Raw genomic sequence first — 21,143 nt, 5'->3', positions numbered from 1 at the left:
GCAAATCCATGTGCGGCATAGCAGGCATCCACGCCTATCTCGACGTCGCGCCCCAGGTCGACCGCGGCGAAATCGTTCGCATGAACGATCGCATGGTCGCGCGCGGTCCTGACGGCAGCGGCCTGTGGCTGAGCGACGACGGCCGCGTCGGTTTCGGCCATCTGCGGCTGGCCATCATCGACCTGTCCGAGGGCGGTGCGCAGCCGATGCACGCCAGCGACGGTCGCCTCACCATCACGTTCAACGGCGAAATCTATAACTATCGCGAACTGAAGGCCGAACTGCAGGCGAGGGGCCACACGTTCCGCAGCGGCTCCGACACCGAGGTCCTGCTCCACCTCTATGCCGAGTACGGCGCGGCGATGGTCAGCCGGCTGCGCGGCATGTTCGCCTTCGGAATCTGGGACGCCGACAAGCGCACGCTCCTGCTGGCGCGCGATCCGCTTGGCATCAAGCCGCTCTATTGGGCCGACGACGGCTGGACCGTGCGCTTTGCCTCGCAGGCCAAGGCACTGTTGGCGGGAGGCGCGGTATCCCGCGATCCCGATCCGGCGGGCATCGTCGGCTTCCATCTGTTCGGCAGCGTGCCGGAGCCCTTCACCGTCTGGCGCGGTATCCAGTCCCTGCCGGCGGGCACGACCTTGACGGTCGACGCCACGGGACCGGGTCTGCCGCAGCGCTATTACGATGTGGCAACGGCGCTTGCCGAGCGTGCGGCATCGATCGGCGCGGCAGGCGATGCCAAGTCCCGTGTCGCCGATGCCGTGCGCGAGTCGGTGCGCTACCACCTCGAAGCCGACGTTCCGGTGGCGGTGTTCCTGTCGGCCGGCATCGATTCGGGTGCGTTGCTCGGCACGATGGCCGGCCTCGGCGTGCGCGACATCACCGCGGTGACGCTGGGCTTCCAGGAATTCGAGGGCCTGGCGCTCGATGAAGCGCCGCTCGCGGCCGAAGTCGCGAAACGCTACGGCGCACGTCACTTCGTGCGCACGGTCGATCGCGCCGAGTTCGAGCGCGACCTGCCGGCGTTGCTCGATGCGATGGACCTGCCGACGGTCGATGGCATCAACACATGGTTCGTCGCCAAGGCCGCGCACGAGGCGGGCATGAAGGTGGCGCTGAGCGGCCTCGGCGCCGACGAGTGTTTCGGTGGCTATCCGTCCTTCACTGACGTGCCGCGCAGTGTGCACTGGCTGCGGCCGGTGTCGTGGCTGCCGGGCCTCGGCGCGCTGGCGCGACGCGGCCTGACGGGCGCCATCGCCGCGGGCCTCAAGTTGCATCCCAAGGCGGCGGGCGTGCTGCAATACGGTGGCAATTGGGCCGGTGCCTATCTCTTGCGGCGCAGCGTCTACATGCCGTGGGAGCTCGACGAGGTGCTCGATCCGGCGCTGGTGGAGGAGGGCTTGCGTCGCCTGGCGCCGCTCAGCCGCATCGCCGCCGCGATCCAGACCGGCCGTCCGCTCGGTGACTTCGATCGTGTCGCCGCACTCGAGACATCGCTCTACATGCGCAACCAGCTCCTGCGCGATGCCGACTGGGCGGGCATGTCCCACGGGATCGAGATCCGTGTGCCGTTCGTCGATCCGTTCTTCCTGGCCGCCCTCCCGCCGGGTGCGGTGCTGGCCGACATGAATGCCAAGGACGCCATCGCCGAAGTGCCCCAGCCACCATTGCCCGACAGCGTCCGCCATCGGCGCAAGACCGGCTTTTCGACGCCGGTCGGGCGCTGGCTGCGCGAAGCGAGCGGCGCACCGCAGCACAAGGGCATCGATCTCTCCGCGGCCTCGCGGGCCTGGGCGCTGGATGTCTGGCGCGCCGGCTGGACCGGCCCGGCCTCGGTCTAAGTGGGTTCCCGCATCCTCGCTCTCGTCGGCGACTGCTATGGCGCGCGCGGCGGCATCGCCCGCTACAACCAGGATCTGTTCGACGCGCTGGCCGACGGCAAGACCGAGATCCTGATTCTGCCCCGTCATGGCGATGCCAGCGGGATCGTTCTACCCAAGGGTGTGCGCCAGAATCCGCCGATCTTCGGGCGGCTGAAATTCTCGCTGGTGGCGCTGGTCGCGGCGTGGCGTTTCCGGCCAGTCGACGCCGTATTCTGCGGACACGTCTTCATGGCGCCGCTGGGCTTCCTGCTCGCACGCCTGCTGGGGGCTCATTACTGGGTCCAGGCGCACGGCACCGACATCTGGAAAGATCGTCGCGGCCTCGTGCGGCGGCTGCTCGGGCGTGCCGATCTGGTGAGCGTGGTCAGCCGCGAGACACGGCGCATCCTGCTGGGCTGGGTCGACCTCGCGCCCGAGCGCGTGCGCGTTCTACCCGACACAGTGCAAGATGTTTTCACCCCGGGGCCGCCATCCGGGGCCTTGCGCGATCGACTGCAACTCGGCACCGGGCCCGTCCTGCTGACCGTGGGACGGCTCGCCGCGAACGAGCGCTACAAGGGCCACGAGCCGGTCTTTTCGGTCCTGGCGGGCCTGCGGAAGAAATTTCCCGACCTCGTGCATGTCGTGGCGGGCGATGGCGACGACAGGGCGCGGCTCGAAGCGGTCGCCGCCGAAGTGGCGCCCGGGGCCGTGCGCTTCCTGGGCTTCGTGCCCGACGCCGACCTGCCCGATCTCTACCGCCTGGCCGACCTCTATGTGATGCCGAGCACAGAAGAGGGCTTCGGCATCGTCTACCTCGAAGCAGCCGCCTGCGGCCTGCGGGTTGTCGGCGGCAAGGGCGGGGGCACCGCCGACGCCATTCCCGACGAGCGTGTCGGCGTCATCGTCGATCCGGCCGACCGGCCCGCTCTGGCAGCCGCGATCGAGCGGCAACTCGGGTTGGGCAGGGCTGATCCGGCGGCCGTCGAACCCTACCGCCGGCCCTATTTTGTCGCCGCGGCCCGTGCACTCTACGCTCGCCTAGCGGGCCAGCCGCGTCGTATGACTGCCCGCCCATGATTTCCAGCGATCGCCCTTCGCAGCGGCTCATCCTCGAAGCCGGACGTGCCGACCGTCAGTACTGGCGCGACCTGTGGCGATACCGGGAGCTCTTCTTCATCCTCGCCTGGCGCGATGTGGCCGTGCGCTACAAGCAGACGGTGATCGGCCTCGCCTGGGCGTTCGTGCGGCCCTTCATCACCATGGTCGTGTTCACCATCGTGTTCGGCAAGCTCGCCAGGCTGCCGACCGAAGGCGACGCGCCCTATGCCGTCCTCGTCTTCGCGGGCCTGCTGCCCTGGACGCTCGCCTCGTCGATCCTGAGCGATGCGTCCGGCAGCGTGCTGAGCAACTCCCAACTGGTCAGCAAGGTCTACTTCCCGCGCATCATCATTCCCTTCGCGACGGTGATGGTGGGCCTCATCGACTTCTGCGTGAGTCTCGTAATCCTGGCCGGCGTCATGGTGTGGTACGGCGTGATCCCCGACTGGCACATCCTGATGCTGCCGTTCTTCGTCGCCCTGGCCGTGCTCGTCGCGATCGGTCCGGCGCTGTGGGCGGCGGCGGTCGTCGTCAAATATCGCGACTTCCGCTTCGTCATTCCCTTCGTGGTGCAGATCGGCCTCTACGTCTCGCCGGTCGGCTTCTCCGCCAAGGTCGTGCCGCCGGAATGGCAGCTGCTCTACAGCATCAACCCGATGGTCGGCGTGATCGACGGATTCCGCTGGGCCATCCTGGGCGGCGACAGTCCGCTCTACCTGCCGGGCTTCGGCGTCAGCCTGCTCGTCACCGCGTTCATGCTCTGGCTCGGCATCCGTACCTTCCGCCGCACCGAGCGCGGCTTTGCGGACCTGATCTGACCATGTCCGATACCGTCATCAAGGCTGAGAAGCTCGGCAAGAAATTCATCATCGGCCACAAGGTCGAGTACGGCACGATCCTGGGCGAGGCGCTGGTGCGAAGCGCCCGCGGTCTCGTGCGGCGCGGCGCCGACATGCTGCGCGGCCGGGCCGTCATCGAAGGCGACGAGGTCGAGGAATTCTGGGCGCTGCGCGACGTCGATTTCGAGATCAAGCGTGGCGAGGTCGTCAGCATCATCGGCCACAACGGCGCCGGCAAGACGACCCTGCTCAAGATCCTGTCGCGCATCCTGGAGCCGACGCTCGGCCGGGTCGAACTGAACGGCCGCGTCGCCAGCCTTCTGGAAGTCGGCACCGGCTTCCATCAGGAGCTGACGGGCCGCGAGAACATCTTCCTGAACGGCGCCATCCTCGGCATGACGCGCAAGGAAGTGCAGGCGCGCTTCGACGAGATCGTCGATTTCTCCGGCGTCGAGAAGTTCATCGACACGCCGGTGAAGCGCTATTCGGTCGGCATGTACGCCCGCCTGGCTTTCGCGGTGGCGGCCCATCTCGAGACCGAGATCCTGTTCGTCGACGAGGTTCTGGCGGTCGGCGATTCGGAGTTCCAGAAGCGCTGTCTCGACCGCATGTCGGCCGTCGCCAGCGAGGGCCGCACGGTGCTGTTCGTCAGTCACAATCTTGCGGCCGTGGCGGCGCTCACCAAGCGCGGTATCGTGCTAAAGGGCGGGCAGCTCCTGTTCGACGGCCCGATCGACGCGGCCATCGCGCAGTATTCCGCCTCGCTCAGCAAGGGCAAGTCGGACCGCGACTGGGGCAAGGGCCATCATTCGGCGATCATCTCCGCCGACCTGCTTGACGCTCAGGGCCTGCCGACCGAGATCTACGAGCCCGGCACGCCCTTCAACCTGCGGGTCGAGGTGGAAACGACCAACATGCCGGGTCTCGGCCTCGAACTGCAGTTGCGCGACGCCAACAATCTGCCGGTCGGCTTCTACTCCTCCAGCATCTTCTCGCAGACCGCCTTGCCGAGCGAACCCGGCCGGCACGTCTTCACGCTGAGCCTGCAGCCGCTGTTCCTGGCGTCGGGCGACTATAGTTTCGACATCGCGACGAACTCGCTGACCATCGTCGTCGACCACGGCGTTTCCAACGCGATCGCCTTCAATGTCGCGGCATCGAGCCCGGGCGGCATCGCCTACGACTTCAAGCAAAGCCTCGGCAACGGCGTCATCGCCATGCAGCTCTCCTCGCCGCTGCGCATCGAGCGCAAAGAGCCGGAGCCGGCCTGATCGCCGGACCCATGCGTCGCACGGTTTGCATCGTCAGCCCCGGCAATCTCGCGTCCAATCCGCGGGTGCTCAAGGAAGCGGATGCGTTGCATGGCGCGGGCTACGACGTCACCGCCATCGTTTGCAACTACAACGAAGTCCTGCGCCAGGCCGATGACGAGATCGAGGCTTCGGTGCCCTGGAAAGTCATACGCGTGCCGCGCTCGGCGGACGAAGGCGTGACGGCGCGAGCCGCTGCCGTACTCGCCAAGGGACTGTCGACGCTGGGGCTCGAGGTGCCGGTCGGTATTGCCGCGCGTAGTGCCCGCACGCCGGTCTCGGCGCTGATGCGCCGGGCACGCGAAGTCCCGGCCGATCTCTACATCGCACATTACGTGGCGGCCTTGCCGGCGGCCGCGGCGGCGGCCCGACGGCATGGCGCGCTGCTCGGGTTCGATGCCGAGGATTTCCATTCGGGCGAGGGCACGGGAAGCGCCGACGATGCCTTCCGCATGCGCATGATCGAAATCGTCGAAGGCGCAATCCTGCCGTCCTGCACGCATGTCACTGCCGCAGCGCCGCTGATCGGCAAGGCCTATGCAGAGCGCTATGGAATCGCCGAGCCGGCCACCGTGCTGAATGTCTTCCCGTTGTCGATGGCGCCGCCGCAGCCGAAGGCGGCCCGGAGGGAGGAGGGGGCGCCCGCGCTGCGTGCCTACTGGTTCTCGCAGACCATCGGCCCCGATCGCGGCTTGCAGGCTTTCATCCAGGCGATGGCGCAAACGACCGCGCGCGTGACGCTCGACATCCGGGGCAGCAATCGCTGGGGCCATGGCGACGCACTGCTGGCGCTGGCCGCATCGCTGGGGATCGGCGACAGGGTGAAGCTGCTGCCGATGGCGCCGCCGGCCGAGATGGTGCGTCTCGCCGCCGAGTACGACATCGGCCTGTCGCTGGAGACCGATGTCAGCGAGAACCGCCGCATCTGCCTCACCAACAAGATCTTCACCTATCTGCTGGCCGGCGTGCCGGTCGTCATGAGCGACACGCCCGCGCAGAAGCTGCTGGCGGCCGATCTCTGGCGGGCCGCCAGGCTCTGCTCACTGGCCGATCCGGCAGGCCTCGCGCGGACGCTTGACGTGCTTGCGTCACCTCCGATCCTCGCCGAGTCTGCGGAAATGGCGTGGCGCCTGGGGCGCGAGCGTTACAACTGGGACAGGGAGCAGGATGTGCTGCTGCAATCCGTAGCGGCCGCCTTCGCGCGGCAAGAGAAGGGCCGCCGCTGATGCGCTTGTTGCTGACCGCCGATCCGGAGATCGAAGTCCCGCCACGGCTCTATGGCGGCATCGAGCGTATCGTCGACGTGCTGGTCCGCCGGCTGAGGGCGGCCGGCCACACGGTCGGACTGGTCGCGCGGCCCGGCTCCGAATGCCCGAACGACGCGTTCTTTCCCTGGCCCGGCCTCAGTTCGCTGTCGCGGCGCGACACCGTGCTGAACACGCTGGCGCTGTCGCGGGCGGTGCGGGCCTTCAAGCCCGACGTCGTGCACAGCTACTCGCGGATTGCCTACCTGCTGCCGCATCTGCGCGGCCGCATTCCGCTCATCATGTCCTTCCAGCGTGAACCGACGCATCGCACCGTCGGCCTCGCGGTCCGGCTGGCGGCGCCCGGACGCATCACCTTCACGGGCTGCAGCGAATACATCGCACGCCGTGGCCGGCCCGCGGGTGGTGAATGGCACGGCATTCCGAACTTTGCCGACACCGAAGGCCTCACGCTCGGCGCCACGTCGGTGCCGGACGATGCGCCGCTGGTGTTCCTGAGCCGGGTCGAGGAGATCAAGGGCGCACACTGGGCGATCGAGATTGCGCGGCGCACCGGCCGCCGGCTGATCATCGCCGGCAATCATTCCGACCGCGACGACCCGGAAGGCCGCTTCTGGCGTGAGAAGATCGCGCCGGAGATCGGCAAGGGCGGCATCGAATATGTCGGGCCGGTCGACGACGTGCAGAAGAACGTGCTGCTGGGACAGGCGCGGGCGATGCTGGTGCCGATCCAGTGGGATGAACCGTTCGGCATCGTGTTCGCGGAATCGCTGGCCTGCGGGGCGCCGGTCATCTCGTGCCCGCGCGGCGCGCTGCCGGAGATCGTGCGGCCGGGCGTCGACGGCTTCCTGATCAAGTCGATCGAGGAAGGCTGCGAGGTAGTGGAACGAGTCGGCCCGCTGGATCGCGCCGAATGCCGCCGCCGCGCCGTGGAACATTTTTCGGCCGACGCCGTGGTGGCGCGCTACATCGATCTCTATTCGAAGGTCCGCGCCCGACTGGCGCGAGCATGATCCGCAGCCCATGAAACGCCGAGTCGCCCTGGTCAGCGGACACTTTCCGCCGAGCAATCTCGTGGGCGCACAGCGGGCACGCCTGTGGTCGCGTTACCTGCCGGAGTTCGGTTGGGAGCCGGTCGTCGTCACGGGTGACCCCGCCAAATACGAGGAGCGGCCCGATCCCGATCTCGAGCGGTTGGTCGCGCCGGGCCTGAAGGTCGTGCATGCCAAGACGATGTCGACGCGGCCGGTGCGGCTGGTCGGCGACATCGGCATTCGCTCTTTCTGGGGGTGCTATCGCGCGCTCACCCGGATGGCGAAGGCGCGCGAGATCGATTTCGTGATGGTGACGATCCCGTCGAACTTCCTGGCGCCGGTCGGTCGTCTCGTGCACCTGCGGCAGGGACTGCCGTTCGGGATCGACTATCAGGACCCCTGGGTGAATCGCTGGACGGGCAACGAGAAGGCGTTCAGCCGGGCCTGGTCCTCCAACAAGCTGGCCGAGATTTTGGAGCCGTGGTCGGTCCGCGACGCCGCACTGATCACCGGGATGGCGCCCGGATATGTGGCGGGCATGCTGGAACGCAATCCCGAGGTCGCGGCGAAAGCCGTGCTGGCCTACATGCCGATGGGCACTGCGCCCGAGGACTACGCGCTGGTGCGCGGCCTCGGCCGGGCGCCGTTCCTGTTCGATCCCGCCGACGGCAACTTCCACATGATCTACGCCGGCGCGTTGCTGCCGGCGGGCTATGTCGTGCTCGACGCCTTCCTTGCGGGACTACGGACTCTGCGCGAGCGCGCGCCGCAGGTGGCCGCGCGGCTTCGCGTCCATTTCGTCGGCACCGGCAGCTCGCCCGACGATCCAAACGGCCATCGCGTGCTGCCGCGCGCGCAGGCGGCCGGTGTCATCGAGATGGTCGACGAGCATCCGCATCGCATCGGCTACGTCGATACGCTCAATCACCTGATGCACAGCAGCGCCGTGCTGGTGCTGGGCTCGACCGAGCCGCACTACACGCCCTCGAAGGTCTTTCAGGCGATGCTGTCGGAACGCCCGGTCTTCGCGCTGCTCCATCGCGACAGCACGGCGGTGACCATGATCCGCTCGGCCCATGTCGGCGAGGTCCTGACCCTGACCGAGGGCGAGCTGCCGTTGCCGGAGGCGGTGGCCACCGCACTCCAGGGCTTTATCGAGCGGCCGGCCTACGACGCGGCCGCCGTGGATCGCAGCGTCTTCGAGGGCTATTCCGCACGCGAGTCGACGCGCCTGTTTGCCGAGGCGCTGGATCGCGCGTGTGCGGCGAGTGATCGGCCATGAAGCGGCGGGTCGGCTTCTTGGTCAGTCATCCGATCCAGTACTACACGCCGATCTTCCGCGAGCTGGCGCAGCGCTGCGATCTCACGGTCTTCTTTGCCCACAAGCAGGATGCGGCGGGGCAGGGCAAGGCCGGCTATGGCGTCGCCTTCGACTGGGATGTCGATCTCCTGTCGGGCTACGAAAGCCATTTCCTGAAGAACGTGGCGCGCACGCCTTCGACGCAGACTTTTGCCGGCTGCAACACGCCCGAGATCGCCGACCGGATTGCGGCGGGCCGCTTCGATGCCTTCGTCGTGCCGGGCTGGTCTTTGCGCTCCTACTGGCAGGCGGTGCGGGCCTGCCATCGTGCGCGCGTCCCGGTGATGGTGCGGGGCGATTCGCAGCTCGCCGGCCAACGGGGCGGCGCGGTCGGCAAGCTCAAGGGCGTGATCTTTCCGCATGTGCTGAGGCAGTTCGATGCCTGCCTCTATGTCGGCCAGCGCAATCGCGAGTATCTCGAACATTACCTGGTGCCGTCGAGCCGGCTGTTCTTCTCGCCGCACTGCGTCGACAACGACGCCTTCCGGCGCGCCAGCGATGCAGCGCGCCTGCAGCCGGGGCAGGGAGCGAGTGACGGACGACGGCGCGTCCTGTTCGTCGGCCGACTCGTCGACAGCAAGCGGCCGTTGGACGTGGCGCAGGCGGTGGCGCGGCTCGTGGGAGAAGGCCAGCCGATCGATCTCGTCGTAGCAGGCACGGGCGAGCTTCAGGGCAGGATGGAGGAGGTCGCGCGCTCCGCGGGCGTCGACGCGCAGTTCCTGGGGTTCGTGAACCAGAGCAAGCTGCCGGCGGTTTATGCTTCTGCCGATGTCGTCGTCCTGCCGTCGATTGCCATCGAGACCTGGGGGCTGGTGGTCAACGAGGCGATGGCCTGCGGCGTGCCCGCCGTGGTGTCGGATGCCGTCGGCTGCGGCCCCGACCTGATCAAGCCCGGCGTGACCGGCGCCGTCGCGCCGCTCGGCGACGTGCCGGCACTGGCCTCGGCCATCGCCGGGGTCCTCGCCCTCGACCGGGATCGGGTCCGCCAGGCGCTCGCCAACCGGATGGCGATCTACTCGCCGGCACGGGCCGCGGATGGCGTGCTCGAAGCCACCGATGCGCTGGCCGCCGGGAGTGGGCTAAGGTGATCGCGTGAGCGACATTTCCGTTGTCATCCCGACATACAATCGACTGTGGGCCCTCCCGCAGGCCGTCGAATCGTGCCGGGCCGGCAATGCGAACGTCGAGATCGTCGTCGTCGACGACGGCAGCACCGACGGGACCTGGGATTGGCTGCAGGCGCAGCGGGACATCGTGGCGATCCGCACCGACAACTGGGGCAAGGACTGGGCCGTCGAGACCGCGCTCGCCGCGGCGAAGGGCGAGTATGTGCGCTTCCTCGATTCCGATGACTGGCTCTGCGAGGACACGAACGAGGGCCAGCTCGCGCTGGCGCGGGAAACCGGCGCCGACCTCGTCGTGGCGGGCTATGAGGATTACGACGACGAGAGCGGGGAGCGCCGGGTCAACGACTGGGACGATTGCGACGACTTCATCGCCCAGCAGCTCGGCGAGGGCTGGTCGTCGCACTATTCGGCGTTCCTGTTCCGGCGCGAGCTGATCCGCGGCATTCCGCATCGACAGGACTTCGCCCTGCGCGACGACCGGCTGTTCATCCTTGAAGTCGCGATGCGCCAGCCGAAGCTCGCGGTCTATCGCGAGCCGGCGTTCGTCCATCGCCGCCATGCCGGCGATCGCCTGCAGTACACGGCAGGCTTCAAGCGCGACCTCGGCTACTGGACCCACATCTCGATCTACCGCAAGGCGCTCGCCCTGCTGGAGGCACGTGGCGAGCTCACCCTGCGCCGCAAGCGGGCCGCCATCCGCATGCTGTGGCCCAACGTGCGTTCGTTCGCCAAGGCCTATCCGCGCGAGGCGGGGGAGGTCGTGGACTGGATCTACCAGCTCGATCCGGAGTTCGTGCCGCCGGTCCGTCCGGTGCTGGCGCTCGCCTACAAGGTGCTGGGTTTCGCCGCGACCGAACGGTTGCTGCGGCTTCGGAAGTTCCCGCAATGACGCCACCGGATGTGGTTGTGCCCGGCACGGCGGGCAAGCGGCGGCTGCGCGTCGTCCATTGCGTCGGCTTCTACTTTCCCGATTCGACCGGCGGCACCGAGGTCTATGTGCGCGACCTCGTCACGGCGCTGTCGAGGCACGAGGTCGACAGCACGATCATCGCCGCGACGGACGGATCCTACGCCCGCTATTCCTGGAACGGCGTCGAAGTGGTGCGCTATCCGATCGACGCGCCGGAGATCCAGCGATTCCGCGACAGGAGCGTGCGCAAGCGGCGCACCATGTTCCAGGAGCTGGTCGAGATCACCAAGCCCGACCTGTTCCATCTCCATTCCTGGACCAGCGGCGCGGGCCTGCGTCATCTCCGGCAGGTCGCGCGGATGGACCTTCCCAGCGTCGTGACGATGCACGTGCCGTCGCCGATCTGTATGCGCGGCACGATGCTGCTCTACGACGAGAAGCCATGCGACGGCTTTATCGACGACCGGCGCTGCGCGGAGTGCTGGGCGCTCGACCGCGGCCTGCCGGCGCCGGCCGCCTATCTCGTGTCGCGCCTGCCGCGATGGGACGTGACCGACAGCGCGATCTCGCGCGTCTCCCAGCGCGCGGCGACCTTGCTCTCGGCGCGCGCCGCCGCCGCGACCAAGGCTCGCCAGTTGCGCTCCATGGCAACGCTCAGCGAACGCATCGTGGCGCCCAGCGAATGGGTGCGCGCGGCGCTCGCCGAGAACGCCATCCCACCCGAGAAGATGGTGGTGTCGGGCCAGTCGGCGAGTGCGGAGTTCTCCGAGCGCAAGCAGCGGCCATTGCAGGGCGTCAACCGCCGCGAGATCGTGATTGGCTTCCTGGGGCGCCTCGAACGCTACAAGGGCGCCGACATGCTGGTGCGGGCTCTCGAATTGCTGCCGGCCGACCTGCCGGTGCACCTGCGGATCGCGGGCGTCGGTCAGGACGCGCGCTTCGCCCGGCGCATGGAGGAGGCGGCCCGCAAGGATCCGCGCATCCGGCTGATGGGACTGGTCGAGCACGAAAAGGTGCCCGAATTCCTGGCCGACATCGATGTGCTGGCGGTGCCGTCGCGCTACATGGAAACAGGCCCGATCGTCGTGCAGGAGGCGAGGGCGCTTGGCATCCCGGTGATGGGCGCCGATATCGGTGGCATCGCAGAGCGCGTCAATCACGGCGTGGACGGTTGGCTGCTGGCGTTCGACGATCCCAAGCCGTGGGCGGAGGCCATCCGCGTCGCGGCGACAGATCGCGCCGAGGTCGCGCGCCTGTCGAGCAACATGCGCCGCACGCGATCGATCGACGATGTCGCGGGCGACATGGCGAAACTCTATCGCGAGATCATGGAAGAGCGCCCGCGGCGCATCGAGGCGCTGCGCTGATGTCTCTGCGCGCGCCCCTCAATCTCTTCTACGAAGAGCCCGATTCGGATCGCTGGGCGCCGTTCGACCGCTATCCGCGCCGCATGGTGCGCTGGGCCCTGCGCGGCCCCAAGCAGCCCGGCGGCACGATGCGCGTCTATCTCAACCTGTGCGCAGGGTTGGATCGGCTGAACGTGCCGTATCGCGTCAACGACTACAGGCACATCCGAGAGAACCCCAACGAACTGGCCTGCGTCATCGGCCAGCCGCACGTACTGGCGAAGATCCCGCAGGAGACGCCGATCCTGTTCGGCACCTCGATCTACAACCATCCCAGCGACGATCCCGAGCTGCTGCGCCGCCGCAAGATCCGCCGCGTGCTGGTGCCGAGTCCGTGGGTGGAGCGGATGTTCTCGACCGTCTGGCCAGGAAACATCAGCGTCTGGCCCTCGGGCATCGACACCGATCGCTGGTCGCCGTCCAAGCGCGCCAACAAGGACGTCGACGTCCTGATCTACGACAAGGTCGTGCGGCATCGCAGCCGCTACATGCGGACCATCGTCGAGCCGATGCTGAATGAGCTGCGGCGCCGGCGATTGAGCGTGCAGATGCTGCGCTACGGCTTCTATCGCGAGGAGCGGCTGCACGATCTCAGCCGGCGGACGCGCGCCATGGTCTATCTCAGCCATCACGAGACGCAGGGACTGGCTGCGCAGCAGATGCTGGCGTCCGACGTGCCGCTGTTCGCGTGGGATCATGGCGGGCTGTGGAAGGATCCGAAATATGCGCCGCATCTGGTGCGGTTCGGGCCGGTGACGTCGGTGCCTTATTGGGACGAGCGTTGCGGCATGAAGTTCAAGGGCAGCGGCGATCTCTTGCCGGCCTTCGACAAGTTCTGGTTCGGCGTTGAGGCGGGATTGTTCGCGCCGCGCGAGATGATCGCGGAGAAGTTCACGCTTGAGAGCCAGGCCATGGCCTATCTCGCGCTGGTCGACCGCTACGGTCCTAGTTGACTGGCGGCGCGCCGCGTCCTCTCTTGAACCGCCGCAGCAGGGCGCGCGGCAGGCCGAGTTCGACGAAGAAGCGGCGCGTCACGTCGAACAGGCCGTAGGCAAACGCCCTGAAGCTCGCATTGGCATGGACGACGATGCGGAAGTTGGCGTCGATCGTGTCGGTGTACCAGGTCTTGTAGGTGCCCAGCGTGCGCATGAAGTCGAACGTGGTGCGCGTGCGGGCATAATGCTCGACGAGCGCCAGCAGCAGGACCGCGCCGACCCGCTCGTTCTGGAAGGTCCGGTCGCGCGCGGGCATGTAGTAGTAGACCTTCTCCTTGTCGACGAAGCCGAAATGGGCGGCGGCGATCCGGCCTTCCGACAGCACGACGGAAAGGTCGAGGTGATCGCGCATGCCCTCGCTCGCGACCAGCGCGTCGAAGAACTGCCGCTCGTTTTCCCTGCCGAACACGCTGCCGGGCCAGCTCTGGATGTGAAGCTCGCGAAAGGCCGGCCAGCGCGCGGCAAAGTCGTCGCCGCCGACACGAACGTCGAAGCCGCGCTGCTGCAGGTCCTCGAGCCGGGCCCGGATGCGGCGCAGCCGGCCGGCATCCTCCGTCGCCCGTCCGGGGCGCAGGTCGCGCACCGCGACCGGCGTCTGGATATGCGTGCGCACGGTCCAGTCATGGTGCGCCTGCGCGGCGTTCACGATCTGGAAGGTCGTGGGATCGCGGCTGCAGAACTGTTGCAGGTCGAGCACATCCCATCGCGCGGCGTGGTCGCCGAGGAAGGCGAGGATGTCGGCCGCGGCGCGGCCCCTGTGCACGCTGGCCCTTACCAGGAAGTTCTGGTAGTCGGCCAGGCCCGCGACGATCGTCTCGGCCACCGTGACGGCGATCCCGAAAGAGCGTGTGCGCCGCAGGCAAAGTGGGGCGATGGCCGCGATCCGGCCGCCGGGTGCATCGCGGGCGACGACGATGAACGGCTCGTCGCCTTTGCGGCAGTGCCGGAAGAACAGGAAGTTCCATTCCCAGCGATAGAAGATCTCCGGGAAATCCATGCCGTCGACGAGTTCGTTCCAGTCCGCGTGCAGGCGTTCGAACGCTTCGACCGACGTGACCAGTTCGAGGGAGAGGGCCATCGTCAGGTCCGCCCCGGCTTGCGCGACACGTAATAGATCCATGGATTCGGATCCCGCGACAGGCCGGGGTCGCTGCCGCTCACGAACTCGGTGCTCTCATTGCCGGCGCAGACGATGTCGACCATGCCCAGGCGACGAAGCTCTGCGACGCCGAGATCGGGCCGCACATAGTAGAGCGCCGACGACCGGAAGGAGTGCGTGCCGTCATGGACGCGGCCTGCGGCGAGCGGCATCCGGTACTGCAGCAGGCGGTTCTTCACCCAGAACACGCCCGACCATTTGAGCGAGCGCAAGGTCTCGCGCAGGCTGGTGTGAATGCGGAAGCGGAAGCGGTCGATGATCGCGGGCAGGTAGTTCGCGTTGTGGCTCGAGAAGACCATTAGCCCGCCGGGCCGCAGGACGCGGCGCATCTCGGCAAGCGCCATCCCGCGCTCGGCTTCGTCGAGATGATCGATGCCGTTGTAGCTGAATAGGACCAGGTCGTAGCTTTCGTCGGCCGCGAAATCGAGGCGACGGGCGTCGGCCACGGCGAAGCGGAAGGCGGGGAACTCCACCTTGCAGCGCTCGATCATCGCGGCAGAGTAATCGACGCCGAGATAGGAGCGGACGAGCGGCGCGAAATGACGGGTGGTGCGGCCGCCGCCCACGCCGATGTCGAGCATGTCCATCGAGCCCAGCGAGGGGCGGAGCTGCGCCAGCAGCGTCTCTTCCGGCTTCTGCAAGCCGTCGGGCCGGGCGTAGAGCGCCACGATGTCGGGCGATTCGTAGGCCGTGTGGCTGAGGTCGGACGCGAAGCCGGTCACGCCTTGCCCCATTCGCTATCCCAGTCGGTGATCGTGCCCATGCGGCCGATCGTACCGAGTTGCACCGGCAGGATCCTGTCGACGAGACGTGCCGGCAGCCGGCGACGAAGCGCCAGCACGAAGCGAAGATAGGACCGGTCGAAATCGAACGGGCGACGCCGCGGGCCGCCGGCAGTGCGCGCGACCAGCCGGTCGGGATAGCCACGTGTCGTCACCAGAGACGGCGCGTTCTGGCTCACGAAGGCCGCCAGCATGCGCCGCTTCTCGGCCAGTTCCGGGAGCGCCATGCGCAGTTTCAGGACCGGCCGGCCGTCGACGCCGTCGGGCGGTCCGTTGTAGGCGACGAGGCCGAACAGCCAGCGCGCCGACAGGGCCAGGATCCGGTGCGGCGTGTTCAGCAGCGAGACGTAGGGGCTGTATTCCGGCGCCTCGAACACCGCGAAACGGTCGGCCGGCGTGACCAGAAGGTCGATCAGGGCCGCGACCATATCGTGATGGACGTGGCCGCCTTCGAAGGCCGGCATGACGATGGCCGTCGGCGCGAACTCGTCGATCAGGCCGCGCAGCGTCGCGGCGGCCGCGCGCAGCTTTGCAGGATCGCGGCTCTCCAGCGGTGGCATCAGGTCGAAGAAGCGGAGGTCGGCGTCGCCGAGGCCCGCGATGCTCCAGGCCGCGCGCGCCTCCGCCTCGCGCCGCTCGGGCAGCGCCGGCGTCTCATCGCGCGCGAGATAGATCACGCGGGTGGCGCCGCCCAGCCGGCTGTTGCGCAGGCCGAGGCCGCCGGCGGAGATGACGCAATCGTCCTCGTGGGGCGCCAGGATCAGCAGGCGGCCCGGCCGGTCCCAGCCCATCCAGCGCTCGATCATCAAAATCCGCACGAGAGCCAGACAGGCGATCGCGAGCAGGAGGGAATAGAAGACGGCGAAGGGGAGGGCGATCCAGAAAGCACCAGGCAAGCGCGTCGCCAGCCAGAACAGGAGAGCGGCGGCGGCCAGCAGCGCCACGACGATCGACGGCCGGAAGTCGATACGGAGCTTCATTCGATCGCGGAGCCCATTCCTTCAACACCTATGCTATCAATTGCCCCGATACATCAAGTCCTTGCGAATCAGTGGTTAAGCCGTTGCGCCTCCTTCACGTCGTCCCGACCTATCTGCCGGCCACTCGATATGGCGGGCCGATCCGGTCGGTCCACGCGCTCTGCCGTGAACTCTCGGCGGCCGGCCACGACGTTCAGGTTTTCACCACCAGCGTCGACGGCCCCAACGACAGCGACGTGCCGCTGGGGGTGCCGGTCGATGTCGAAGCGGTGAAGGTGACCTACTTCCCGAGCCGCGTGCTGCGCCGGCTGTACTGGTCGCCCCCGATGGACCGGGCGCTGCGTGCTGCGACGGCCGGCTTCGATGCCGTGCATCTCCATTCGGTGTTCCTGTGGCCGATCCTGGCCGGCGCCCGTGCGGCGCGCGCCGGCGGCATTCCCTACGTGATCTCGCCGCGCGGCATGCTGGTGCCGGAACTGATCCGGCGGAAGAGCCGCGTCGTGAAGGAAGCCTGGATCCGCCTGATCGACCGGCCCAACCTCGAACACGCGGCGGCCGTGCACGCCACGTCGACGGTGGAGGCGCAGCACATTGCGAGCTTCGGCTGGCGCCTGCCGCCGATCGCGATGATCCCGCACGGCGTCGACGATCCGCCACCGCCGTCGAAAGCGGCGCTGTCGCCGGACGTGGCCGCCGCGATTGCAGGCGGTCCGATGATCCTGTCGTTCGGCCGCTTGAGCTGGGAGAAGGGGCTCGACCGGGTGATCGCCGCGTTGGCCGAAGCGCCGTCGGTGCGCGCGGTCATGGCGGGCGACGATGCCGGCGGACATGCGGAATACCTCGCCACTGAGGCTGCTCGCCTTGGCGTGTCCGACCGGGTGACGATCATCGCGCGCCATGTTTCCGGCGCCGACAAGGAGGCTCTGTTCGCGGCGGCGCGTCTGTTTGCGATGACGTCGCTGTCGGAGAATTTCGGCATCGCGGCCTTCGAGGCGATGCGGCGCGGCGTGCCGGTGCTGGCGACGCCCGATGTCGGCATGTCGGAGATCGTGCGTGACGTTCAGGCCGGGCTGGTTGTCGATCCGACGCCGGCCGCCATTGCTGCGGGCTTGCGAAGCATGTTCGCAGATCCGGACCTCTGCCGCCGGCAGGGCGAAGCTGGGCAGCGTCACGTCATCGATCACTATGGCTGGCCCGCCGTCGCGCGGCGCATGGCCGAGCTCTACCGGTCGATCGCCGACGCCGCGAAACGCGGAGCCGCTGCCTGATGGAGCTGCTGGCGCAAAGCCCGTTCGATCCCGCGACGGAGCCCCGGATCGTCATCATCGCCGACTGGCTACCGCCGGACTTCGGTGCGGTCGGCCAATACATGCAGATGCGCGCTGAGGCGCTGGCGGAGCAGGGGCATGCTGTCACCCTTGTCGGCTTGGCGGCCGGCGCCGGTAGCAAGGTGCAGCGCGAGATCGGCAAGGGGAGCCTGACCGAGATCCGCCTGTCCGCGCGGCCCGTGCCGCGCGGGTCACTGGTCGGGCGCATGCTGTGGACGATCGCCACCAACCTGCGCCTCATCCGGGCGGCCTTCGGTCCCCTGCGGGCGGCCGACGGCATCCTGTTCACGGGCTCGCCGCCGTTCCTCATTCACCTGCTGGTGCCGCTGAAGCTGCTGTGGCGGGGCCGGCTCGTTTACCGGATCACCGATTTCCACCCCGAATGCCTGATCGCGGCGCGGCCCCGGCCGTCGCGGGCGCTGGGCTGGCTGCTGGGATTGACCAACTTCTGGCGCCGCCGGGTCGATGGCTTCGAGGTGCTGGGCGAGGACCAGCGGCGGCGGCTGAACGAAACCGGCGTGCCGGCCGCGCGGATCGCCCTGGTCCGGGACGGGTCGCCGGTGACGTTCGTGCCAGACGGTCCGGTCGAGCCGCTGCCGGCCGACCTCGCCGGGCACTGCGTGCTGCTCTACTCCGGCAACTACGGGGTCGCCCACGAGGTCGAGACCGTGGCGCGGGGCTACGAGCTCCACCACCGCGACGGGACAGGTCGAGTCCGGCTGTGGCTTAGTGCCACAGGGGCGGGCGCGGAGGAGTTGGCCGGCCGCTTCACGGAAGCGGGCGTTCCCTTCCATCGATCCCTGCCGGTCCCTCTGGAGAGGTTGCCCGGCCTGCTGCGCGCCCCGGCGGCCCATCTCGTCACGCTGCGCGACTCCTTCGTGGGCTACGTGATGCCGTCCAAGATTTACGCATGCATCGAATCGGGCAAACCCGTTCTTTTCGTGGGCAGTGCCGATTCGGACGTCGATATGCTCGCCCGGTCGGCTCCCGCCGGATACTGGCGCGTTCCCTGCGGCGATTTCCGTGGATTTGCCGCGGCACTCGAAGACTTGGCCAATCGTGCCGTAGCCAGGTGATTTTGCCTGACTGCAGATACATTGCAATTTCCTCCTTCGATTTGCCGCAAATTGATTCCATTTTGTTCTCATCCCAAACCGATTCCGGATCGTATGCGGGGAAGGCAATGGGAGTGTTCGAGGCGGTTCAGGGGTGGTGAATCGCAGTAAGGATCGGGCGCTTCTGGCCTTTCAGGGTCTTGGCTTTCTGCATGCAATTCGCTAGTTTGTTCATCGACTTGGGTGGGACCGATCCGAAGATTCCGGAGCGGGCCAAGTGGGTGGTGCCTCCAAAAATTGATCGCGACCTCTCTTCGGGCTCGTGATCGGGTTGGGTTGAATGTTTAAAATTGCACTCCGGGCGCAGGGTTTAGCGGCAATGTCGGTCCTTCTTTGGGCCGCTGGCGCTTCCGCACAGGTCGGTCCCGAAGTAGCCCAGGCCCCGCCGGGTGCTGCCCAGCAGGGTGGTGGTCCGAGCCAAGGTGCCGGTCCTATGCAGGGTGCCGGCCCGGTTCAGGGCGCTGGTCCCGGCGGCGGTCCGACGATTGCGGCCGACAGCCCCGCGAGTGGTCCTCAGCAGGCACAGCAAGGTCCGCAGCAGGGCGGTGGTCCGCTGCAGAACGCCGGTCCGTTGCAGGGCTCGGGTCCGGTGCAGACGGCTGGCCCGTTGCAGAGTGCCGGTCCGTTGCAGAGCGCGGGTCCGCTTCAGAGCGCCGGCCCGCTGCAGAGCAATGGCCCGTTGCAGAACGCTGGCCCGCTGCAGCCCGCAGCGCCGTTGCAGAACACTGCTCCCGACAGCGGTCCTCCGGGTGGCCTCGAAGGCCTGAACACGGCCGGCGGCCCGATGATTCCGCCGCCGAACGACACGCCGGTCTATGGCGGTGTTCCGTACGGCCCGACCGGTGGTCCGACGATGCAGGAACTCGTGGCGCAGATGCTGGCGGGCCCGGATGGCACGTCGTCGCCGACGCTGGTGTCCATGATCAACAACCTGACGCCGCCGGATTCGCCGCCTTCACCTCCGGGCACGCAGCCGCTGCCGCCGGGACCGCCGCCGCCGCCGTATACGCCTGTTTCGAATCCGCCGCCCGGCAGCCCGCCGATCCCGCCGCCGACTGGTCCGCTCCCTCCGGTAATCTATGACCCACCGCCGGCGCAGCAGCAGAGCCAGAGGTAGTGCCTACGAGCGTCTGCGTGGAAACTTCTTCCAGCCGACACTCGGACCGCTACCCGGATGGCCCTCGGAACCCATGGCAATTAGCGCGAATCAATCGCGGCTGATCTGGTCGCCTGTCGTTGGCTGGGTCTTGCTGACCTGTGCGGCATCGGTCGCGCAGGCGCAGAGCGAGACCTCGTCTCCGGCCGCGCAGATCCTGATCGAGCAGACGCCGACGGTCGACATTCCGGACATCCCGGTTTCCTCGACCGGGGCGGTGAATGGTCCCGGTGAGCTCGGCATCGCGATGGGCGCGTTCACGCTCTACCCGTCTCTGGAAGTCCAGGCCGGCTATGACAGCAACGTCTACGCGATGTCGGCGCCGAGCGTCGGGTCGCCGTACACGCTGATCCGCCCGGTGGTGGAGTTGAAGTCCGACTGGCTGAACCATTCGCTGCGCGTCGCGGCGGGCGGCGGCTTCGGCTTCTATTCGAACGCCAGCACCCAGAACTACTGGAACGGCTATCTGCAGACCGACGGCCGCATCGATATCCAGGAAGATTTCTATGTGACCGGCATGGTCGGCGTGCGCCGCGTGACGGAAGCACTGGGTACGCCCAACGCCCTGGTCGCCAGTTCGCCGACCGTCGTCGATTCGATCCCGGTCGAGATCGGCGTCTACCAGCGCTTCAACCGTTTCTTCTACGATTTCAAAGCCTCGGTGACGCGTTACAACTACACCGACAACAGCATCATCTCCGTGGGCGGCCTGCCGGCCGCCAGCCGTAACCGCATCGAGTACGACGAGCGGGTGCGGCTGGGCTACGAGATCATGGATGGCGTCGACGTCTGGGTGACGCCCGGCCTGAACCAGCGCATTTACGACCAGTTCGTGAACGCCTTCGGCCAGCAGCGCGATTCGACCGGCTGGAACATGGCCGTCGGCGGCACCATCAAGTTCACGACGAAGAGCATCCTCGAAGGCTATGTCGGCTACACCAACCAGACCTATCTGGCGGACGGCACCTCGACCCCGGCCTTCACTTTCGGCCTGAGCGGCAGCTGGAACGGCTACGAGCCGCTGACCCTGCGGCCGGCCTTCATCCGGACGATCAACGAATCGGCCTACAGCAACTACATCAACTACGTTTCGACCACGATTGGCGTCGATTTCACGTACGATATCCACGACGCCTGGCAGATGGTCGGCGGCACGGGCATCAATATCGCCGATTATACACCGGCACCCGGCTCGGGTGTGGGGCCACGCACAGATTACTACTGGCGCGCGTCTCTCGGTTTGCTGTATGCACTGCGCCCGCAAGTACAGGTTGGGCCTCTCTACGAACATACGACCGGCTGGTCGACCAACGTCGCCGATGGCGGACCGTCGTACACCCGGGAAGTCATCTCTCTTCGAGTCGTTGCAAAGCGGTGATCTGGTGAATTTGAGTCGTTTCCTCTCTCGCTG

The 21,143-nt window shown here is 67.5% G+C and carries 18 protein-coding genes; 15 read left to right on the top strand and 3 right to left on the bottom strand.

What is annotated here, in order from left to right; translation table 11 throughout:
- Positions 1–8: 8 nt before the first annotated feature.
- From asnB to AC1RP5_RS20985, 11 genes are read left to right on the top strand one after another with little or no spacing between them, the layout of a single operon-like run.
- The gene (gene asnB / locus AC1RP5_RS21035; RefSeq protein WP_493113933.1) at positions 9–1,844 is read left to right on the top strand and encodes an asparagine synthase (glutamine-hydrolyzing); all 1,836 of its coding nucleotides are present in this window, start codon (positions 9–11) and stop codon (positions 1,842–1,844) included.
- Positions 1,845–2,945 carry a glycosyltransferase family 4 protein gene (locus tag AC1RP5_RS21030; protein WP_493113931.1) on the top strand — a complete coding sequence of 367 codons (1,101 nt, stop codon included), beginning with the start codon at positions 1,845–1,847 and terminating at the stop codon, positions 2,943–2,945.
- Positions 2,942–3,784: an ABC transporter permease gene (locus tag AC1RP5_RS21025; RefSeq protein WP_493113929.1), complete on the top strand. Its 843-nt coding sequence runs from the start codon at positions 2,942–2,944 to the stop codon at positions 3,782–3,784. Before AC1RP5_RS21030 ends, AC1RP5_RS21025 begins: the two co-directional genes overlap by 4 nt.
- A 2-nt stretch (positions 3,785–3,786) precedes the next feature.
- Complete coding sequence (locus AC1RP5_RS21020) at positions 3,787–5,076, top strand: ABC transporter ATP-binding protein (RefSeq protein ID WP_493113927.1); 1,290 nt, start codon at positions 3,787–3,789, stop codon at positions 5,074–5,076.
- A gap of 11 nt (positions 5,077–5,087) precedes the next feature.
- Positions 5,088–6,341 carry a glycosyltransferase family protein gene (locus AC1RP5_RS21015; RefSeq protein WP_493113926.1) on the top strand — a complete coding sequence of 418 codons (1,254 nt, stop codon included), beginning with the start codon at positions 5,088–5,090 and terminating at the stop codon, positions 6,339–6,341.
- Complete coding sequence (locus AC1RP5_RS21010) at positions 6,341–7,393, top strand: glycosyltransferase (RefSeq protein WP_493113924.1); 1,053 nt, start codon at positions 6,341–6,343, stop codon at positions 7,391–7,393. The genes AC1RP5_RS21015 and AC1RP5_RS21010 overlap by 1 nt, the downstream gene beginning before the upstream one ends.
- Positions 7,394–7,403: 10 nt before the next feature.
- Positions 7,404–8,696 carry a glycosyltransferase family protein gene (locus AC1RP5_RS21005; protein WP_493113923.1) on the top strand — a complete coding sequence of 431 codons (1,293 nt, stop codon included), beginning with the start codon at positions 7,404–7,406 and terminating at the stop codon, positions 8,694–8,696.
- On the top strand, positions 8,693–9,862 hold the full coding sequence (locus AC1RP5_RS21000; protein WP_493113921.1) for a glycosyltransferase family 4 protein: 1,170 nt from the start codon (positions 8,693–8,695) through the stop codon (positions 9,860–9,862). Before AC1RP5_RS21005 ends, AC1RP5_RS21000 begins: the two co-directional genes overlap by 4 nt.
- 4 nt (positions 9,863–9,866) lie before the next feature.
- On the top strand, positions 9,867–10,790 hold the full coding sequence (locus AC1RP5_RS20995) for a glycosyltransferase family 2 protein (protein WP_493113920.1): 924 nt from the start codon (positions 9,867–9,869) through the stop codon (positions 10,788–10,790).
- Positions 10,787–12,178, top strand: a complete 1,392-nt coding sequence (locus AC1RP5_RS20990; RefSeq protein ID WP_493113918.1) for a glycosyltransferase — start codon at positions 10,787–10,789, stop codon at positions 12,176–12,178. Before AC1RP5_RS20995 ends, AC1RP5_RS20990 begins: the two co-directional genes overlap by 4 nt.
- The gene (locus AC1RP5_RS20985; RefSeq protein ID WP_493113917.1) at positions 12,178–13,170 is read left to right on the top strand and encodes a glycosyltransferase family protein; all 993 of its coding nucleotides are present in this window, start codon (positions 12,178–12,180) and stop codon (positions 13,168–13,170) included. The genes AC1RP5_RS20990 and AC1RP5_RS20985 overlap by 1 nt, the downstream gene beginning before the upstream one ends.
- On the opposite strand, the gene AC1RP5_RS20980 is transcribed toward AC1RP5_RS20985, so the two are convergent.
- Genes AC1RP5_RS20980 through AC1RP5_RS20970 form a run of 3 tightly spaced genes read right to left on the bottom strand, consistent with a single transcriptional unit; the run spans position 13,163 to position 16,133 of the window.
- Positions 13,163–14,290, bottom strand: coding sequence for a GNAT family N-acetyltransferase (locus tag AC1RP5_RS20980; protein WP_493113915.1), 1,128 nt, complete (start codon positions 14,288–14,290; stop codon positions 13,163–13,165). The two genes, AC1RP5_RS20985 and AC1RP5_RS20980, sit on opposite strands and share 8 nt — an antisense overlap.
- 2 nt (positions 14,291–14,292) lie before the next feature.
- Positions 14,293–15,105 (bottom strand): class I SAM-dependent methyltransferase, encoded by an 813-nt coding sequence (locus AC1RP5_RS20975; RefSeq protein ID WP_493113914.1) that lies wholly within the window; start codon positions 15,103–15,105, stop codon positions 14,293–14,295.
- Positions 15,090–16,133, bottom strand: a complete 1,044-nt coding sequence (locus AC1RP5_RS20970; RefSeq protein WP_493113912.1) for a PIG-L deacetylase family protein — start codon at positions 16,131–16,133, stop codon at positions 15,090–15,092. Before AC1RP5_RS20970 ends, AC1RP5_RS20975 begins: the two co-directional genes overlap by 16 nt.
- An 83-nt stretch (positions 16,134–16,216) precedes the next feature.
- Between AC1RP5_RS20970 and AC1RP5_RS20965 the strand changes: the two genes are divergently transcribed.
- The 4 genes from AC1RP5_RS20965 to AC1RP5_RS20950 all read left to right on the top strand — a co-directional run bounded on the left by AC1RP5_RS20965 (position 16,217) and on the right by AC1RP5_RS20950 (position 21,110).
- Positions 16,217–17,401: a glycosyltransferase gene (locus tag AC1RP5_RS20965; RefSeq protein WP_493113911.1), complete on the top strand. Its 1,185-nt coding sequence runs from the start codon at positions 16,217–16,219 to the stop codon at positions 17,399–17,401.
- On the top strand, positions 17,401–18,537 hold the full coding sequence (locus AC1RP5_RS20960; protein WP_493113910.1) for a glycosyltransferase family protein: 1,137 nt from the start codon (positions 17,401–17,403) through the stop codon (positions 18,535–18,537). The genes AC1RP5_RS20965 and AC1RP5_RS20960 overlap by 1 nt, the downstream gene beginning before the upstream one ends.
- Before the next feature lie 358 nt (positions 18,538–18,895).
- A complete protein-coding gene (locus AC1RP5_RS20955) occupies positions 18,896–19,693 on the top strand; it encodes a hypothetical protein (protein WP_493113908.1) in 798 nt (265 codons plus the stop codon).
- A gap of 73 nt (positions 19,694–19,766) precedes the next feature.
- On the top strand, positions 19,767–21,110 hold the full coding sequence (locus tag AC1RP5_RS20950) for an outer membrane beta-barrel protein (protein WP_493113906.1): 1,344 nt from the start codon (positions 19,767–19,769) through the stop codon (positions 21,108–21,110).
- The last annotated feature ends 33 nt before the right edge of the window (positions 21,111–21,143 follow it).

The organism is Reyranella sp. GW821-FHT12G01, from assembly GCF_058806575.1.
The sequence above is the reverse complement of the archived record's forward strand: the minus strand, read 5'-3'. Positions and strand labels throughout refer to the sequence as shown.

Excerpts from the sequence above, each read along its gene's own strand:
- asnB (WP_493113933.1), top strand. The coding sequence starts at position 9 with ATGTGCGGCATAGCAGGCATCCACGCCTATCTCGACGTCGCGCCCCAG.
- AC1RP5_RS21025 (WP_493113929.1), top strand. The coding sequence starts at position 2,942 with ATGATTTCCAGCGATCGCCCTTCGCAGCGGCTCATCCTCGAAGCCGGA.
- AC1RP5_RS21020 (WP_493113927.1), top strand. The coding sequence starts at position 3,787 with ATGTCCGATACCGTCATCAAGGCTGAGAAGCTCGGCAAGAAATTCATC.
- AC1RP5_RS21015 (WP_493113926.1), top strand. The coding sequence starts at position 5,088 with ATGCGTCGCACGGTTTGCATCGTCAGCCCCGGCAATCTCGCGTCCAAT.
- AC1RP5_RS21010 (WP_493113924.1), top strand. The coding sequence starts at position 6,341 with ATGCGCTTGTTGCTGACCGCCGATCCGGAGATCGAAGTCCCGCCACGG.
- AC1RP5_RS21005 (WP_493113923.1), top strand. The coding sequence starts at position 7,404 with ATGAAACGCCGAGTCGCCCTGGTCAGCGGACACTTTCCGCCGAGCAAT.
- AC1RP5_RS21000 (WP_493113921.1), top strand. The coding sequence starts at position 8,693 with ATGAAGCGGCGGGTCGGCTTCTTGGTCAGTCATCCGATCCAGTACTAC.
- AC1RP5_RS20990 (WP_493113918.1), top strand. The coding sequence starts at position 10,787 with ATGACGCCACCGGATGTGGTTGTGCCCGGCACGGCGGGCAAGCGGCGG.
- AC1RP5_RS20985 (WP_493113917.1), top strand. The coding sequence starts at position 12,178 with ATGTCTCTGCGCGCGCCCCTCAATCTCTTCTACGAAGAGCCCGATTCG.
- AC1RP5_RS20980 (WP_493113915.1), bottom strand. The coding sequence starts at position 14,290 with ATGGCCCTCTCCCTCGAACTGGTCACGTCGGTCGAAGCGTTCGAACGC.
- AC1RP5_RS20975 (WP_493113914.1), bottom strand. The coding sequence starts at position 15,105 with ATGGGGCAAGGCGTGACCGGCTTCGCGTCCGACCTCAGCCACACGGCC.
- AC1RP5_RS20970 (WP_493113912.1), bottom strand. The coding sequence starts at position 16,133 with ATGAAGCTCCGTATCGACTTCCGGCCGTCGATCGTCGTGGCGCTGCTG.
- AC1RP5_RS20960 (WP_493113910.1), top strand. The coding sequence starts at position 17,401 with ATGGAGCTGCTGGCGCAAAGCCCGTTCGATCCCGCGACGGAGCCCCGG.
- AC1RP5_RS20955 (WP_493113908.1), top strand. The coding sequence starts at position 18,896 with ATGTCGGTCCTTCTTTGGGCCGCTGGCGCTTCCGCACAGGTCGGTCCC.
- AC1RP5_RS20950 (WP_493113906.1), top strand. The coding sequence starts at position 19,767 with ATGGCAATTAGCGCGAATCAATCGCGGCTGATCTGGTCGCCTGTCGTT.